Source organism: Arthrobacter sp. CJL-S3, assembly GCF_056711635.1.
This window is the reverse complement of record NZ_CM160046.1, coordinates 1,425,149-1,441,110: the sequence shown is the minus strand read 5'-3', so window position 1 is coordinate 1,441,110 and position 15,962 is coordinate 1,425,149. Positions and strand designations below refer to the sequence as shown.

Here is a 15,962-nt window from a genome sequence, read left to right as displayed (position 1 = left end):
TCCAACGACCCCGCACCTTGTCACGCTAGGACACTTTAGACGCGCGGCTTTTCGCGCATCTCGAAGGTCTCGATGGTGTCACCCTCGTTGATGTCGTTGAACGAGCCAAGACCGATACCACACTCGAAGTCCGTGCGGACCTCGGTGGCGTCGTCCTTGAAGCGCTTGAGCGTCTCAACCGTGAGGTTGTCACCGATGACCTTGCCGTCGCGGCTGACACGGGCCTTCGCGTTACGTCGGATAACACCCGAGCGAACGATCGAGCCTGCAATGTTGCCGAACTTGGAGGAACGGAACACTTCGCGGACCTCGGCGGTGCCAAGCTGGACCTCTTCGTACTCCGGCTTGAGCATGCCCTTGAGGGCTGCCTCAATGTCATCAATTGCTGCGTAGATGACGGAGTAGAAGCGCATGTCCACGCCTTCGCGGTCTGCCAGTTCGGCAACACGCTCGGCGGGCTTGACGTTGAAGCCGATGATGACGGCGCTGTCGACCGTGGCCAGGTTGACGTCGTTCTGCGTGATTGCACCGACACCGCGGTGGATAACGCGGAGCTGGACACCCTCGCCGACGTCGATCTTGAGCAGCGCGTCTTCGAGGGCTTCCACGGCACCGGACACGTCACCCTTGAGGATGAGGTTGAGGGTGTCGATCTTGCCATCGGCGACGGCCTGGTCGAAGTCTTCCAGGCTGATGCGCTTGCGGCGCTTGGCCAGTGCGGCGTTGCGGTCCGCAGCTTCACGCTTCTCAGCGATCTGGCGGGCGGTGCGCTCGTCGGCGGTCACGAAGAACGTGTCGCCGGCGCGCGGGACGTTGGACAGACCCAGTACCTGCACGGGGCGGGACGGGCCGGCCTCGGTCAGGGCGCTGCCGTCGTCGTCGAACATCGCACGGACACGGCCGTGGGCCGTGCCTGCCACGATGGTGTCGCCGACGTGCAGGGTGCCGGACTGAACCAGGACGGTAGCAACCGCACCGCGGCCCTTGTCCAGGTTGGCTTCAATCGCGATACCGCGGGCGTCCTTGTTCGGGTTGGCGCGCATGTCCAGGGCAGCGTCTGCGGTGAGCAGAACGGCCTCGAGCAGCTCGTCGATGTTCAGGTTCTGGCGGGCAGAGACCTCCACGAACATGGTGTCGCCACCGTACTCTTCCGGAACCAGTCCGTACTCGGTCAGCTGGCCGCGGACCTTCTCCGGGTTGGCGCCTTCCTTGTCGATCTTGTTCACGGCCACGACGATCGGCACGTTGGCCGCCTGAGCGTGGTTGAGGGCTTCAACGGTCTGCGGCATAACGCCGTCGTCCGCTGCGACCACGAGGATGGCGATGTCGGTGACCTTCGCACCACGGGCACGCATGGCGGTGAACGCCTCGTGGCCCGGAGTATCGATGAAGGTGATCTTGCGATCGATGCCTTCGTGGGCGTGGGTGACCTGGTAAGCACCGATGTGCTGCGTGATACCTCCGTGCTCGCCCGCCATAACGTCGGACTTGCGGATGGCATCAAGCAGGCGCGTCTTACCGTGGTCAACGTGACCCATGACGGTGACAACCGGAGGACGTGCCTCGAGTTCCTCATCGCCTTCCGCTTCCAGCTCGGCGTCGAAGTCGATGTCGAAACCGGAGAGCAGCTCGCGCTCCTCGTCCTCCGGGGACACGACCTGGAGCTTGTAGCCAAGCTCCTCACCGAGCAGGGCGAAGGTCTCTTCATCCAGCGACTGCGTGGCGGTAGCCATTTCGCCGAGGTGGAAGAGCACGGTCACCAGTGCTGCGGGGTTCGCCTCGATCTTGTCGGCAAAGTCCGTGATGGACGAGCCACGGCGAAGCCGGACTACGGTGTTGCCGTCGCCGCGGGGCACACTGACGCCACCCAGCGACGGAGCACTCATCTGCTCGAGTTCCTGGCGCTTGGCACGCTTCGACTTGCGCTGCTTGCCACGGCCTGCGCCGCCCTTGCCGAAGGCACCCTGGGTGCCACCGCGACCGCGGCCACCCTTGCCGAAGCCACCGCCGGCCGGAGCGCCGCCACCGGCGCCGGGAGCACCGGTACCTGGAGCGCCACCCGGACGGCCCGGACCACGGGCTCCGCCGCCGGGACGGCCTGCACCAGCGGGTGCGGGACGTTCCGTGCGGTTCGGCATCATGCCGGGAGTCGGACGGTTTCCGCCGGCCCCTGCCGGACGGCCAGCGCCGGCTGCACCGGCCGGACGCGGTGCGCCCGGACGTGCACCCGGAGCGCCGCCGGTGCGGGGAGCACCCGGACGGGGACCACCAGCGCCTGCCGCGGGACGGGGGCCGCCGGGGCGTTCGCCCTCGGTGCGGCTTCCGCCCGGACGCGGCATGCCCTGGGAAGGAGCGAACGGGTTGTTACCCGGACGCGAAGGACGTTCGTTGTCGCCGCCGCGGCCCCGGGGCATGCCCTGGGACGTAGCGAACGGGTTGTTGCCGGGACGGGGACCGCCCGGGCGGGGTGCCGAGCCACCCTGGCGTGCCGGAGCAGCCGGGGCTTCAGCCTTGGGGGCCGGACGCGCGCCGGGCTTGGCGCCCGTCGAGGGCGCAGCCGGAGCCTGGGCGGCGGGAGCCGCCGGAGCGGCTGGTGCTGCCGGGGCAGCTACCGGGGCGGCACTGGCTGCCGGAGCAGCTGCTGCCGGAGCCGGAGCTTCAGTCTTGGTTTCTGCAGCCGCCGGCGCTGTGGGTGCAGCCGGAGCCGGCGCGGGCGCCGGACGGTTTGCCGAGGGGCTGGCGGGTGCCTTGGGGGCGGACGCAGGCGCTTCGGACTTCGAAGCTGCTGCTGCGTCGGGGAACGCGTTGCGGAGTTTCCTCACAACGGGGGCCTCAATGGTGGAAGAGGCAGAGCGAACGAATTCGCCCAGTTCCTGCAGTTTGGTTACTGCATCTTTGGAAGTAATACCGAGCTCTTTAGCAAGCTCATGTACGCGGACCTTGGCCACATTTCTCCTGTCTCGGTCCGCACCGAGCCAGGCACGAACCGTCTACTTCTTACTGCGGACCTCCGCCGCGAGTGCAGCTGAAAGGTCCATTGCAGAGCGCAACAAAGTTGTCATCGTTGCGCACTCATCGCTGGGAACTCATCGGGTTTCCATCAGTTTTCTGACCCGCTTTCAGGTTGGACGGTTGTTGCTGCGGCCACCGGGGTGTCCACGGCTTGCGTGCCCGCCAGGATCCGGCGTTCGACGTCGGCTGTTCCGGTAGCGCCGTTGAGGGCGCGTCCGAACGCTCGACGTTTGACCGCCAGTGCCAGGCACTTTTCGCTGGGGTGCAGCCATGCACCCCGGCCAGCCATCCGGCGTCGTTCATCCACTACGACGGCGGATGAACCGCTGCCGTCGGCGACGAGCCGGAGTAGCTCCGACCGCGACCCCTTTTTCCGGCATCCGATGCAGGTACGCTGCGGCTGATTCTCGAGGTGTTGCACGTGTGCCACTTACGAGTATCTTCCTGCCAGTACATATCTGCCGGTCCCGGACCTCCGGAGCCGGTCTGGCCAAGGGTTGTCTTCAACACCTTCGCCGGACGCAAAACCCGGACGCGTAAGGGACACGCGGATACCGGCCGTTAGGCGCGGTCATGTCTATTCTAGCCCCTCAATCGCCCGGGCCCCGAACTTGCGGGGACACGGACGCTGACGGGCGGGCCGTAACTACGGCCCTGATGTTGTGGCCCTCTAGACGGGGGCCACCGATTTGAAGGCTATTTGTCGCGGTTGACCGCGGCGTCCGAGACGATGTCGATCCGCCAGCCGGTGAGCTTGGCGGCGAGGCGGGCGTTCTGGCCTTCCTTACCGATGGCGAGGGAGAGCTGGTAATCCGGGACCACGACACGGGCCGAACGGGTTGCCTCGTCCGTGATGGTGACCGAGTTCACCCGTGACGGGGAGAGCGCGCTGGCAATGAAGGTCGCCGGGTCGTCGCTGTAATCGACAATGTCGATTTTTTCGTCGTTCAGTTCGTTCATGACCGCACGGACGCGCGAACCCATTTCGCCGATGCAGGCGCCCTTGGCGTTGATGCCGGGATTGTTGGCCTTGACCGCCATCTTGGTGCGGTGCCCGGCTTCACGGGCGAGGGCGACGATTTCCACGGAGCGGTCCGCGATTTCCGGAACTTCCATTTCGAAGAGCTTCCGCACGAGGCCCGGGTGTGACCGGGACAGCGTGATGGAGGGTCCCTTGGTGCCGCGGTGCACGTCGATCACGAAGGCGCGGAGCCGGTTGCCGTGGATGTACTTCTCCCCCGGCACCTGCTCGGGCGGCGGCAGCAGCGCCTCCACCGAGCCCAGGTTGACCTGGATCATGTGCGGGTTGTTGCCCTGCTGGATCGTGCCGGCCACCAGCTCGCCCTCGCGGCCCTTGAACTCGCCGAGGACGTTGTCGTCCTCGACATCGCGCAGGCGCTGCAGGATGATCTGCCGTGCGGTGCTGGCGGCGATGCGGCCGAAGCCGGCCGGGGTGTCTTCGAATTCGCCGATGGGGGCGCCGTCGTCATCGATCTCCGTAGCCCAGATGGTCACGTGCCCGCTCTTGCGGTCCAGTTCGGCCCGGGCCTTCTCGAAGGCTCCCGGCGTCTTGTGGTAGGCCACCAGCAGTGCCTGCTCGATCGTGGGAATCAGGAGATCCAGCGGGATTTCACGCTCACGCTCCAGGAGTCTCAGTGCGCTCATGTCAATATCCATTAGGCCTCCTCAGAAGGTCCATTGTTTGCGTTCTCCAGGCCTGCCTCTTCGAGGTGGCTGAACTCTATTTCGACTTTTCCGCTGCGGATCTTGTCGAAAGGAAGCTTGATGGGCTCGCCCTGTTTGGGCTTCATGCCCTTCTTCACGGCGATTTCGGGGACCAGGGTGACGCCGTCGTCGTCGACGGACTGAACCCGGCCGGTGACGTTCTCGCCCTGCAGGACGTTGACCTTGACCATCCGGCCGCGGGCACGGTGCCAGTGCCGCTCTTCGGTGAGGGGACGGCCGACGCCGGGCGAGGAAACCTCAAGCTCGTAAGGGCGCGCGTCGGTGCTGGGGTCGTTGTCCAGGATGTCGGAGAGGGTCTTGGAGATCTCCGCGATGACGTCGAGACCGACGCCGCCGGTTTCCTCCTGCGGCAGGTCCACCACAACGTGGACGACGCGGTTGGCTCCGGCGACGTGAATGGAAACGTCCTCCAGGTACAGCCGGTTGGCCAGGACTTCGGGTTCGAGGAGGGCATGCAGCCGCTCGGCCTCGAAGTTGTGAGCGGGTGCGGCGTCAGCCTTACCCGTCCCGGTCCGGACTGCTGAAGTCGTGGCTTCTGCGTTGGTCATGATGCCGGCCGCCTCCCGTTAGATGATGTTGTGTGTACTAGCCTAGCGATTTTCCGGACGCCGTGGTGCACTTCAGTTCCCGGCCGGCATGACAACATGGTCTGTTGTGAAAGACGACAGCGGGGAAAAGCAGCGGCGGAAGCTCATTCCCCGCATCGCGCTTCTGGCCTGCCTCGCCCTCGTGGTCGTGAGCCTCGGGATCGCTTTGAGTCCCGGACGTCCCGAGGCGCCCGCCGAGCCGCCGTTTTCCGAGCAGGCGAGGTCCGCCGCGCTGGCTGAGACCATGCGGCTGCGGGCCGCCGGCGAGGAACTGGGCGGGTCCACGTCCGGCGATGCGACTCCCGCCGTGGCGCGGACTGTGAGTTTGCTGACAAGCCAGGCCCGGGCCCTCCTGCTGCCGGGCCAGGATGAACCGGACTCTGCCCTCCCGGCGGGGCCGGCTGCCCGGTCGGACGGCCCGTCTGCTGCTCCGTCCGCCGGTCCGTCTGGCGCCCGGTCTGCAGCCCCGTCTGGAGCTGCGACCGGTGCTGAATCTGCAGTCACGCCGCCCGTTTCGGCGGCCGCGCTGGCGACCGCGCTGGCGGACAGCGCCGCCCAGCGGCTCGCCGACGCTGCCGTGGCCGACGGCGGGATGGCCCGCCTGCTCGCCGCCGTCGGGACCTCGCAGCTGCTGCAGGCATCCTCCCTCGCCGCGGCTGCCGGTGCGCCGGCCCCGGCGGTGCCCGACCCTGCCGTACCCCAGCTCTCCGGCGCGTGCCCGAGCGCTGTGGCGTCGGCGTCGTCCCCTGCCGGTGCGTCGACCAATTCCGCCGCTCCGGCGACTTCGGCCGCCTCGGCGGCTCCGGCGGCCCCGGCGGCTTCGGCGGGCGCGGCGACTTCGGCGGGAGCTGACGCCAATGCCGCGACCCTGCCCGGGGCGCTGGCGGCGACCGTCAGGACCGAGCTGGAGACCGTGTACGGCTACCAAGTGGCGCTGACCCGGCTGGGTGGCGCAGCCGCCGCCCGGGCGTCAGAACAGCTCGCCCGGCATGAGGCCCTCGCCGCCGGCGCGGAAGCCCTGAGCCGGGTGCATTGTGCCCCCGTGCCGCAGCGCGAAGCCGGTTACACCATGGCGCCGGACTTCCTGGCCGAGCCTGCCGCCGGTCTCGGCGGGTTGGAGGCCTCGGCGCTGCCGGTCTATGGCGACCTGGTGGCCCTGAGCGAGGGCCAGACCCGTCAATGGGCGATCGCCGGCCTCGTCGGTGCCGCACGCCGGTCCGCCGCCTGGGGTGCGGAGACAGGAGCCCTCCCCGGCCTTGCGGCAGACCCGGCTGACTTCCCCGAACTGCCTGCCCCGAGCCCGTAGCCAGCCTCGGGCTCATAGCCGGCTTGCGGCCGTGCGGGGCGGCGGCATGGGTGCCGGCCGCGTGGGGCGGCGGCGGGGGTGTCAGCGGTGCGGGGCGACTTTGAGGTTAAGAAGCCAGCAATCCTGCTCAAACTGCGGCGAATCCGCGTCAAAGTGCCCCCGCTGCGCCGCCGCGGGAGGACCGGAAACCAGGAACCGCGGCGGCGAGGAGGCGCTTACTTAGGCTCGTCATACTGGCCGGCTGTGGGCCCCGGTGCTTTGCTGTAGTCATGGACAGTCAAGCCGCCCCCATCCAGCACGACAACGAGCCGCACCGCAACGACATCGCGCACCGCCTCAACTGGCTTCGTGCGGGTGTGCTGGGCGCCAACGACGGCATCGTCTCCGTCGCCGCGATTGTGGTCGGCGTCGCCGGCGTCACCACCGAGTCCGGCCCCATCCTCATCGCCGGTACCGCCGGCGTGGTTGGCGGCGCAATCTCGATGGCGCTGGGCGAATACGTCTCGGTAAGCAGCCAGAAGGACAGCCAGCGGGCCCTGATCGAGAAGGAACGCCGGGAACTGGAGGAACAGCCCGAAGAGGAGCTCGAGGAACTCGCCGCGATCTACCAGGGCAAGGGTCTCAGCGCGGACACCGCCCGGACCGTTGCCAAGGAACTCACCGCCCACGATGCCCTCGGAGCCCACCTGTCCGCGGAGCTGCACATCGACGAGACGGACATTGTCAGTCCGTGGCACGCCGCGTTCGCCTCGGCCGCGGCGTTCCTGGTCGGCGCGATCCTTCCGATGCTTGCCATCCTGCTGCCGCCGGAGAACATCCGTGTTCCCCTGACCTTCGTGGCCGTGCTGGTCGCCCTGGCCCTGACCGGGGCCGTTGGCGCCTGGATCGGCGGCGGATCAAAGATGAAGGCCGCCGTGCGCGTCGTAATAGGCGGCGCCGCGGCGCTCATCGCGACCTTCCTGATCGGCAGCTGGCTCGGAGCCAGCGGCATCACCGTCTGACAAGTCTGCTTCGCCGGCAGGATGCCGCCCGGCTGACAAGGTGGAGCCACCCCCGGCAGGACCGGCGATATGGCCGTCCACACGACCGCTTGGCAGCAAACCTGCGCCGCAGCCTTCCACGCGCCCGCCCGCCGACCTGTGGCCCGCCGCACCCGGCGGTGCCAGGCCGCCCCCAGCAACTACGCTGGATCTGATGAGTCAGCCAGCAGACATCCCGATCCCGCCCGACATCAGCCGCCGCTACGGCCGCAGTTCAGCCGGCCGCGACTGGCTTGCCTCCCTGCCCCGGCTGGTCCGGCACTGCCTGGACCAGTGGGAGCTCGAACTGGACCTCGCCCCCGGCGCGCTGCCATGGAATGGCCACGGGGCCATCGTGGTCCCGGTGCGGCTTCGCGCCCGCACCAACAGCCCCGGCGGGGCCGGCACCGGCACCGGCACCAACAGCAGCGGAGGGGCCGGCGCCGAAACTGCGGAGACCGGCACCAGCACCGAGTTCGACGAAGCACCTTTGGGTGCTGCACGCCAGGCAGCTGTCCTGAAGATCGCCTATCCGCACGACGAAGCGCTCGTGGAACCGCAGGCCCTCACCCTCTGGAACGGGCACGGGGCGGTCCGGCTGCTGGCCGGCGACGCGGGTTCCGGTGCGCTGCTGCTGGAGCGCCTCGACGCCGCCCGCTCCCTTCAGGACGTGCCCCTGGACGAGGCGGTCCCGGTGTGGGGCGCCTTGGTCAGCCGGCTGAGCCTGGTTCCGGACGCGCGGCCGGAATGGCGGGAGTTCGACCACGTGGCGGCCCGGGCCGAGCAGTGGAGCGATGAGTTGCCGGAGAGCTGGGAACGGCTGGGACGTCCCTTCCCGCGCTGGCTGCTGGAAGCCGCGCTCGAGGTCTGCCAGACCCGAGGGGCCGTCGGCCGCCGCTCCGGGCGGGACGTGCTGGTCCATACCGACCTGCACTATCTGAACATCCTGGCCCGGCGCAGTGGTGAGAAACCGGACGGCGGCGGCGGTGAACCGGCTGGCGGCTGGGCCGCAATCGATCCGCAGCCCATGATCGGCGAGGCAGAATTCACGGTGGCACCGCTGCTGTGGAACCGGATCCGTGAGCTGTCGCGGGCGGATCCGGAACAGGGCCTGCGGGAGCGGTGCGGCGACTTCAGCCTGGCCGCCGGGCTCGACGCCGAGGTGGCCCGGCAATGGAGCCTGGCTCGCGAGGTCGAGAACGCGCTCTGGTATGCGTCGACGCCCGGCCACGACGGCGACCTCGCCCGGTCGCTCTGGGTGGCCAGCACCCTCGCCGGCCGCACGCTCCCTGAACTCCCCGCGGCCCACGCGCTGCCGGCGCCGGGCGGGGACACGGCCCAGCAGGTAGTGGATCGGAGCCAGGTCCGGCCGTGAGTGAGGTGGCCCGCCGGGGTCCCGGTGTCCCGTGTCGGGTTTCCGGCGTCGCGTGTCCGGTGTCCGGTGTCGGGTCTCCGGCGTCGCGTGTCCGTGTACGGTGTCCCGGGACCTTCGGCACTAGCCCCTCCCCTGGCCCCGGACGAAGGTGGAACGCATGCACGAACCCTGGGAGGGGCGCTCAAACTCCGTGTCCGAAGGGCCTGCGGAGCGGGTTAATGACGACCCGTTTCTCCGGTATGCGGCCCGGTTCGACCGGCCGATCGGGGACGCCAGGAACATGCTCCGCCGCCCGGGCGCTGAACCCACCGCGGTTGCCCGGGCCCTTGGTTTACCCGCGGCGGCGGTCCAGGGACCGGCGTCGTTCTTCAGCGATTTCTCCGCGCCGCGCGGAGCCCGGCATGTCCGCGTCTGCACCGCAGCCGCGTGCTTCGCGGCAAGTGCCGGAGCTCACGTTGCCGAGGTGGAGGCGGCACTCGGGGTAGAGACGGGGAGACGGACGGCGGACGGCTCCGTTTCGATTCAGGCCGTGCGCTGCCTTGGCTACTGCTTCACCGGTCCCGCAGCCCTCGACGGCGACCAGGCCTGCACCGGGGCCGATCTGGCAGCACAATTGCGGGGGGAATACGCACCCAAAGCACCCCCCGTCCCGGTTCACAACGACAGTCCGGTCCCGGTGCTGACAGCCGGACTGCTGGGAACGGCGCGGCCGTGGTCGGTGTGGCCCGGCGTTGCCGGTACGGCCGCTCCCGCGGACATCCTCGGCCAGGTGGAGTCAGCGCGTTTGCGGGGGCGTGGCGGCGCCGGGTTCAGCGCTGCCGCCAAATGGCGGGCCGCCCTGGAGCACCCCGCACCCCGCGTGGTGGTGGCCAACGGCGACGAGGGTGACCCCGGGTCCTATGCGGACCGCCTGCTGATGGAACAGGACCCGCACCGGGTGCTCGAGGGACTCGCCCTGGCCTGCTTCGCTGTCCGTGCGGCCACCGGCATCGTGTTCGTCCGCTCGGAGTACCCCCGCGCCGCCGCCCGGCTGCGGGAGGCGCTGCTCGAGGCATACACCGCCGGATTCCTCGGACCGGACGCAGGGGGCAACGGCTTCAGCCTGGAGATCCAGGTGGTGGACGGCGCAGGGTCCTATGTCTCCGGCGAGGAGACCGCACTGCTGAACGGGCTCGAAGGGCTGCGCGGCGTCGTGCGGCCGCGTCCGCCGTTTCCCACCGGTCGCGGACTGCACGGCCGGCCCACGGTGGTCAACAACGTGGAAACGCTCAGCGCGCTCCCGTGGATCGTCCAGCACGGGGGCGCCGCCTACGCCGTGCTGGGGACCGCGGACGAAGCCGGCACCGTGCTCGTCTGCCTGTCCGAACGCTTCCGCCAGCCCGGAGCGTACGAGGTGGAGATCGGCACACCGCTGAGACGGATCGTGGAGGAACTCGGCGGCGGACTTCGCGACGGTGCAACCCTGAGATCCCTCCAGATCGGCGGACCGCTGGGCGGTTTCGTCGGCCCCGATGACCTCGACGTCCCGCTGAGCAATGCTGCCCTCTCCGGACGTGGCGCGGCGCTCGGCCATGCAGGGATCGTCGCCTTCGATGACCGGCTGTCCGGCGAACAGGTGCTGCGGAACCTGTGGGACTTTGCGGCGGCGGAAAGCTGCGGCCAATGTTCGCCCTGCCGGGTGGGGACGTGGCGCGGCCGTGCCCTGTCGGAGCGGCCTGATGATCCGGACATCCGCCGCGACCGCAGTGAGGTGCTGCGCACGATGGCGGCGGGCAGCCTGTGTGCCTTCGGCCGCCGGGTGCCGGCCGCGGTGCGAAGCCTCGCCCGCGTCTACGGCCTGGACGGATGGCAATCGTGAGAGTCTTTGTCGACGGCCGCCAGGTCGAGGTCCCCGCGGGCGCCACGCTCCTGGACGCCGTGCGGGCGGCCGGCCTGGCACTCCCCACGCTCTGCCACGATGACCGGCTCACGACGGTGGCGTCGTGCAGGACCTGCCTGGTCGGCGTCGCCGGACGGGATCCGGCCGCCGCCTGCAGCACACCGGCGGAGGACGGAGCGCACATCGCCGTCGAGGGGTCCCGGGAGCTGCGGCGGGACGCCTTGCAGGCCATCGTCGCAGGGCTGCCGCCCAGGGCGCTGGAGGTCCCTGCCGACCGCAGCGAACTGGTCCGGCAGTGCTCCGACTATGGGGTGACCGCCCCGGCGGGTTCCGTCACGCCACCGGAGCGCGGAGTTGACCACTCCCACCCGTACGTGAAGCTGGACCGCGATCTCTGCATTGCCTGCGGGCGCTGCGTCCGTGCCTGCGCCGAGATCCAAGGCACGTTCGCCCTGACCCTGGTGGGCCGCGGGGCCGCCACTGTGGTGGCGCCGGGAACCGGCGGTCCCTGGGCGGAGTCCGACTGCGTCTCGTGCGGGGCGTGCGTGGACACGTGTCCCACCGGCGCGCTGTCCGAGCCCGGGCTGCTCAATCTGCTGCCGATCGAACGGCAGACCCGCACCACGTGCGGGTACTGCGGGGTCGGCTGCAGCCTGGAGGTCTCCACCCGTGACAACGCGATCATGACCGTCCGGCCTGCCACCGACCTCTCGGTGAACCGCGGCCACGCGTGCGTCAAAGGGCGGTTCGCCCACGGGTTCCTGGGTTCCCCGGACCGTCTGACCGGGCCGCTGATCCGCAGGGGCGGAACACTGACGCCCGCGTCGTGGGAGGAGGCCACCTCTTACGTGGCCGCCAGGCTGGGGGAAGTCCGGGACACAGACCCGGACGGGTTCGCCCTCATTTCGTCGGCCCGGGCCACGAACGAGGAGAACTATCTGGCCCAGAAATTCGCCCGGGCCGTGATGGGCACGAACAACGTGGACAACTGTGCCCGGCTCTGCCACGCGCCCTCCGCTGCAGGGCTGGCCGCCACCTTTGGTCTGGGCGGCGGGACGAACCCGTTCGATGATCTTGACCGGTGCGACGCGGTCCTCCTGGTCGGCGCCAACCCGACGGCGGCCCACCCGGTTGTCGGCTCCCGGATCTTCCAGCGGGTCATGGAGGGCGCCCGCCTGGTGGTGGTGGATCCCCGGCGCACCTCGCTGGCCCGGCACGCCGACGTCCACCTCCGGCCGCAGCCGGGAACCAACGTGGCCGTGTTCAACGGCCTCGCGCACGTGCTGGTCCGGGAGGGGCTGGTGGACGAGGATTTCCTCAACGCCCGCACCAGCGGCTACGGCGACCTGCTCGGGTTGCTCGGCGACTATCCGCCGGAACGCGTGGCTGAAATCTCCGGCGTCCCGGCGGAGGACCTGGTGCGCGCGGCGTTGATGTACGGGCAGTCGCTGGCTCCGGCGATCTTCTACGGACTGGGGGTAACCGAACACCTGCACGGCACGGACGGCGTCGGACCCTCTCCAACCTGGCCCTCCTGCGCGGCGCTGTCGGACCCGGCGCCGGCGGAGGGGTGAACCCGCTGCGCGGGCAAAACAACGTCCAGGGGGCCTCGGACATGGGCGCCCTGCCCGATCTGCTGCCCGGATACCAGAAGGTCATCGATCCCGAGGCGCGGTCCCGCTTCGCCGCTGCCTGGCGGACCAGCCTGCCGCCGCGGCCGGGACTCCGGATCCCGCAGATGTTCGCGGCCGCCCGGGCCGGGTCGCTGCAGGCCCTGTGGGTGATCGGCGAGGACGTGCTCACCACCGACCCCAACAGCACTGCGGTCCGGGCCGCGCTGGCGGCCTGCCCGCTGGTGATCTGCAACGACCTGTTCCTCTCCCCCACGGCCGCCGCCGCCGACGTCGTTTTCCCCGTGGCCGCCTGGCTCGAGAAGGACGGCACTTTCGTCAACTTCGACCGGCGCTTCCAGCGGGTCCGCGAGGCCGTGGCTCCCCCGAGCGGGGCCCGCACCGACTTTGCCGTCCTGGCCGACGTCGCGTCCCGCATGGGAGCGGATCTTGGCTGCGCGACGCCGGCCGAAGCCATGGCGGAATGTGCCACTGTCGCGCCGCTGTTCGGGGGAATCTCGCATCCCCGCCTGGACCGGGACGGTCCGCTGCACTGGCCGTGCGTGTCGGCCGAATCCCCCGGAACGCCACGGCTTTACCAGGACCGTTTTGCCACCCCGGACGGCCTGGCGCATCTGGCAGCGCGGCCCTACCTGCCTCCGGGCGAGCAATGCGACGCGGAGTTCCCTTTCCTGCTGATCACCGGTCGCCGGGGCGAGCATTACAACTCCGGGAGCATGACCCGGCGCACCGACAACCTGCACCTGCTCACCGAAGAGACGGTCGACGTCGATCCCGGCGACGCGGCCGCGCTGGGCCTCAGAGACGGGGAGTACGTCCGGCTGGACAGCCGGCACGGGATGGCGGTCCTGCGGGTCAGGATCACGGACGATGTGGAACCCGGGCAGGTGTTTGCCGGATTCCATTTCCCCGGCGCCACGGTCAACAGCCTCACCTCTTCCCAGACGGATGAGGTCACGGGCTGCCCTGAATACAAGGTGACGGCCGTCCGCCTCGCCGTGCACGCCTGAGCCGGCAGGAAAGAGTGGCCGGACGTCCCGGGGCGGTCAGCCGCGGACCGCCGCCACGGCGTCCCGGACGGCGGCGACGGCGACTGCCACGTCGGCGTCGTCCGTGCTCCAGTTGCTGACGGAGATCCTGAGGACGTCGCGGTCCCGCCAGCGCGACCCGGACATCCAGACCCGGCCGTCGGCAATAATCCGCGCCGTCACCGCACGGGTCGTGGCGTCGTCGCCGAAGGCCAGCGAGACCTGGGTGTAGTCGACGTCGTTGAGCACCTCGACGCCGGCCAGCGCCGAGAGCTGCTCCGCCAGTTGCCGGGCGCGCAGCACCAACCCGCGGACCTGGGCGACGACGCCGTCCCGGCCCAGTGATTTGAGTGCCGCCCACACCGGCACGCCGCGGGCCCGGCGGGACAGCTCCGGCACCGACTCGAAGGGGTCCGCCGCGCCGTCCGCGTCCTGGATCAGGTAGCTGGTGCGCAGGCCCATGGCCGCCCGCAGCGCCTGGGCATCCCGGACCACGGCAACCCCGCAGTCGTAGGGCACGTTGAGGGTCTTGTGCGCGTCGGTGGCCCAGGAATCAGCGCCCTGCAGCCCGGCGGTCAGCGCGGCCAACTCCGGGACGGCGGCGGCCCAGAGTCCGAACGCGCCGTCCACATGGACCCAGGCGCCGCGTGCCTTGGCGATGGCGATGGCCTCCACAAACGGATCGAAGGCTCCGGAGTGCAGGTTCCCGGCCTGCAGGCAGACCAGCAGCGGGGCCGGGCCCGATCCGGCCGCAGACGCCCGGTCAGCGGCGGCGGCCAGGGCCCGGTCCAGCTCCCAGGGGTTGATCCGGCCCTGCCGGTCCGCGGGGACCACGTTGGGCCGCCCCAGCCCCAGATACCGCAGGCCGAGGTCGATCGAGTCGTGCCGTTCCTGGCCCACGAAACAGCGGATCCGCGGGGCGCCGGAGAGGCCGTCGCCGTCGAGGTCCCAGCCGGCGTCGGCCATCAGGCGCCACCGGGCGGCGGCGAGCCCGGTGAAGTTGGCCATGGTCGCGCCGGTGGTAAAACCGACGTCGGACGCTTCGGGGAGGTCCAGCAGCTGCAGCAGCCATTGGCCGGCGGCCTCCTCGATGGCCGCCGTCGCCGGGGTGGCCAAGCGGAGCACGGCGTTCTGGTCCCAGGCGCTGACCAGCCAGTCCGCGGCCAGCGCTGCCGGCAGCGTGCCGCCGATGACCCAGCCGAAGAACCGTCCGGAGGGCATTGCCATGAGCCCGGGTTCGGCCTTCGCGGCGAGGTAGTCCACCACCTCCGCCGCCGGCGTTCCGGTCCGGGGCAACGGACCGCCGAAATCGGCCGCCAGGTCCGTCGCGGTCACCCGCGGGCCCACACGCCGTGTTTCCTGGCTCTCCAGCCACTGGCGGGCGTGCCGTGCCGCAGCCTCCAGGGCATCGCCGTAGCGTTCTTCAGGAGCTGACATAGCTGCATGCTACGCCCGCGGCCGGAGGACGGGCAGTGCCTAAAGGGTGCAGCGTTCCCGGAAAGGGCACAGGGGGCAACGTTCCCGGAAGGGCACCTTTCCAGGACGGGCAGCGAGGGTCCGCGGCCGGCGGCCGGGGCGTGTCAGGCGAAGCTCTCCTGCCAGATGTCCGAGCCGAGCTTGATGATCAGCGCCCCCACCACGGCGAGGAACACGATGCGGATGAACTTGTTCCCCTGCTTGACGGCGGTCCGGGCACCGAGGTACCCGCCGGCCATATTCGCCACACCGAGGACCAGCCCGAGGCCCCACAGCACGGCACCGTGCGGCACAAAGAACAGCAGGGCCCCGGCGTTCGTGGCCATGTTCACGATCTTGGCTTTGGCGCTTGCCTCGAGGAAGGCGTACCCCATCGCCGAGACGAGCGCGATGATCAGGAAGGACCCGGTGCCGGGGCCGATCAGCCCGTCGTAGAACCCGATCACGCCGCCGATCAGGCACGCCAGCACATAGTGCCGGTGGCCGTTGTGCCGCAGCCGGGTCAGCTCCCCCACGTTCGGGCGGAAGGCCGTGAACAGCGCGACGGCGACAAGGGCCACCACGATGATGGGCTTGAACACGCTCGCCGGGAGGTTCGCGGCGAGTACCGCCCCGCCGAAGCTGCCGGCCATGGCTATCACGGCCATGGGCAGCGCGGTCCGCAGATCCGGCCGCACCTTGCCGTAATAGGTGACGGCGCTGGTCGTGGTGCCGAAAATCGACCCCATCTTGTTCGTCGCCAGCGCCTGCACCGGGCTGATGCCCGGTACCAGCAGCATCGCCGGGAGCTGGATCAGTCCCCCGCCGCCGACGACGGCATCGACCCAGCCCGCGGCGAAGCCGGCGACCACGATCAGGATCAGGGTGCTGAGCTCGATCGACTCGAGTCCGGAGACCACGCCT

The 15,962-nt window shown here is 69.9% G+C and carries 12 protein-coding genes; 6 read left to right on the top strand and 6 right to left on the bottom strand.

The window, feature by feature from the left end; all coding sequences use genetic code 11:
- Nucleotides 1–35 precede the first annotated feature (35 nt).
- From infB to rimP, 4 genes are all read right to left on the bottom strand, one after another.
- Nucleotides 36–2,948 carry a translation initiation factor IF-2 gene (gene infB / locus AC06G6_RS06405; RefSeq protein ID WP_479827422.1) on the bottom strand — a complete coding sequence of 971 codons (2,913 nt, stop codon included), beginning with the start codon at nucleotides 2,946–2,948 and terminating at the stop codon, nucleotides 36–38.
- A 152-nt stretch (nucleotides 2,949–3,100) separates the two neighbouring features.
- A complete protein-coding gene (locus tag AC06G6_RS06400) occupies nucleotides 3,101–3,433 on the bottom strand; it encodes a YlxR family protein (RefSeq protein ID WP_479827420.1) in 333 nt (110 codons plus the stop codon).
- 275 nt (nucleotides 3,434–3,708) lie between these two features.
- Nucleotides 3,709–4,689, bottom strand: a complete 981-nt coding sequence (gene nusA, locus AC06G6_RS06395; protein ID WP_479827418.1) for a transcription termination factor NusA — start codon at nucleotides 4,687–4,689, stop codon at nucleotides 3,709–3,711.
- Nucleotides 4,689–5,306: a ribosome maturation factor RimP gene (rimP, locus tag AC06G6_RS06390; protein ID WP_479827416.1), complete on the bottom strand. Its 618-nt coding sequence runs from the start codon at nucleotides 5,304–5,306 to the stop codon at nucleotides 4,689–4,691. Before rimP ends, nusA begins: the two co-directional genes overlap by 1 nt.
- A gap of 106 nt (nucleotides 5,307–5,412) precedes the next feature.
- Here rimP and AC06G6_RS06385 point away from each other — a divergent pair, with 106 nt between their 5' ends.
- The 6 genes from AC06G6_RS06385 to AC06G6_RS06360 all read left to right on the top strand — a co-directional run bounded on the left by AC06G6_RS06385 (nucleotide 5,413) and on the right by AC06G6_RS06360 (nucleotide 13,565).
- On the top strand, nucleotides 5,413–6,651 hold the full coding sequence (locus tag AC06G6_RS06385) for a DUF4439 domain-containing protein (RefSeq protein WP_479827414.1): 1,239 nt from the start codon (nucleotides 5,413–5,415) through the stop codon (nucleotides 6,649–6,651).
- Nucleotides 6,652–6,920: 269 nt separating this feature from the next.
- Nucleotides 6,921–7,652 (top strand): VIT1/CCC1 transporter family protein, encoded by a 732-nt coding sequence (locus AC06G6_RS06380; RefSeq protein ID WP_479827412.1) that lies wholly within the window; start codon nucleotides 6,921–6,923, stop codon nucleotides 7,650–7,652.
- 193 nt (nucleotides 7,653–7,845) lie between these two features.
- Nucleotides 7,846–9,045, top strand: coding sequence for an aminoglycoside phosphotransferase family protein (locus tag AC06G6_RS06375; RefSeq protein WP_479827410.1), 1,200 nt, complete (start codon nucleotides 7,846–7,848; stop codon nucleotides 9,043–9,045).
- Nucleotides 9,046–9,202: 157 nt separating this feature from the next.
- The gene (locus AC06G6_RS06370; protein ID WP_479827408.1) at nucleotides 9,203–10,903 is read left to right on the top strand and encodes an NAD(P)H-dependent oxidoreductase subunit E; all 1,701 of its coding nucleotides are present in this window, start codon (nucleotides 9,203–9,205) and stop codon (nucleotides 10,901–10,903) included.
- Nucleotides 10,900–12,498: a molybdopterin-dependent oxidoreductase gene (locus AC06G6_RS06365; protein WP_479827406.1), complete on the top strand. Its 1,599-nt coding sequence runs from the start codon at nucleotides 10,900–10,902 to the stop codon at nucleotides 12,496–12,498. Before AC06G6_RS06370 ends, AC06G6_RS06365 begins: the two co-directional genes overlap by 4 nt.
- On the top strand, nucleotides 12,450–13,565 hold the full coding sequence (locus AC06G6_RS06360) for a molybdopterin oxidoreductase family protein (protein ID WP_479828561.1): 1,116 nt from the start codon (nucleotides 12,450–12,452) through the stop codon (nucleotides 13,563–13,565). Before AC06G6_RS06365 ends, AC06G6_RS06360 begins: the two co-directional genes overlap by 49 nt.
- A 36-nt stretch (nucleotides 13,566–13,601) precedes the next feature.
- Here AC06G6_RS06360 and AC06G6_RS06355 read toward each other — a convergent pair whose 3' ends face one another.
- Both AC06G6_RS06355 and AC06G6_RS06350 read right to left on the bottom strand, forming a co-directional pair.
- On the bottom strand, nucleotides 13,602–15,020 hold the full coding sequence (locus tag AC06G6_RS06355; protein WP_479827404.1) for a pyridoxal phosphate-dependent decarboxylase family protein: 1,419 nt from the start codon (nucleotides 15,018–15,020) through the stop codon (nucleotides 13,602–13,604).
- 143 nt (nucleotides 15,021–15,163) lie between these two features.
- On the bottom strand, nucleotides 15,164–15,958 hold the full coding sequence (locus AC06G6_RS06350) for a sulfite exporter TauE/SafE family protein (protein WP_479827402.1): 795 nt from the start codon (nucleotides 15,956–15,958) through the stop codon (nucleotides 15,164–15,166).
- Nucleotides 15,959–15,962: the final 4 nt, after the last annotated feature.

Coding starts and splice junctions, on each gene's coding strand:
- rimP (WP_479827416.1), bottom strand. CDS start 5,306: ATGACCAACGCAGAAGCCACGACTTCAGCAGTCCGGACCGGGACGGGT.
- AC06G6_RS06355 (WP_479827404.1), bottom strand. CDS start 15,020: ATGTCAGCTCCTGAAGAACGCTACGGCGATGCCCTGGAGGCTGCGGCA.
- AC06G6_RS06370 (WP_479827408.1), top strand. CDS start 9,203: ATGCACGAACCCTGGGAGGGGCGCTCAAACTCCGTGTCCGAAGGGCCT.
- nusA (WP_479827418.1), bottom strand. CDS start 4,689: ATGGATATTGACATGAGCGCACTGAGACTCCTGGAGCGTGAGCGTGAA.
- AC06G6_RS06380 (WP_479827412.1), top strand. CDS start 6,921: ATGGACAGTCAAGCCGCCCCCATCCAGCACGACAACGAGCCGCACCGC.
- AC06G6_RS06375 (WP_479827410.1), top strand. CDS start 7,846: ATGAGTCAGCCAGCAGACATCCCGATCCCGCCCGACATCAGCCGCCGC.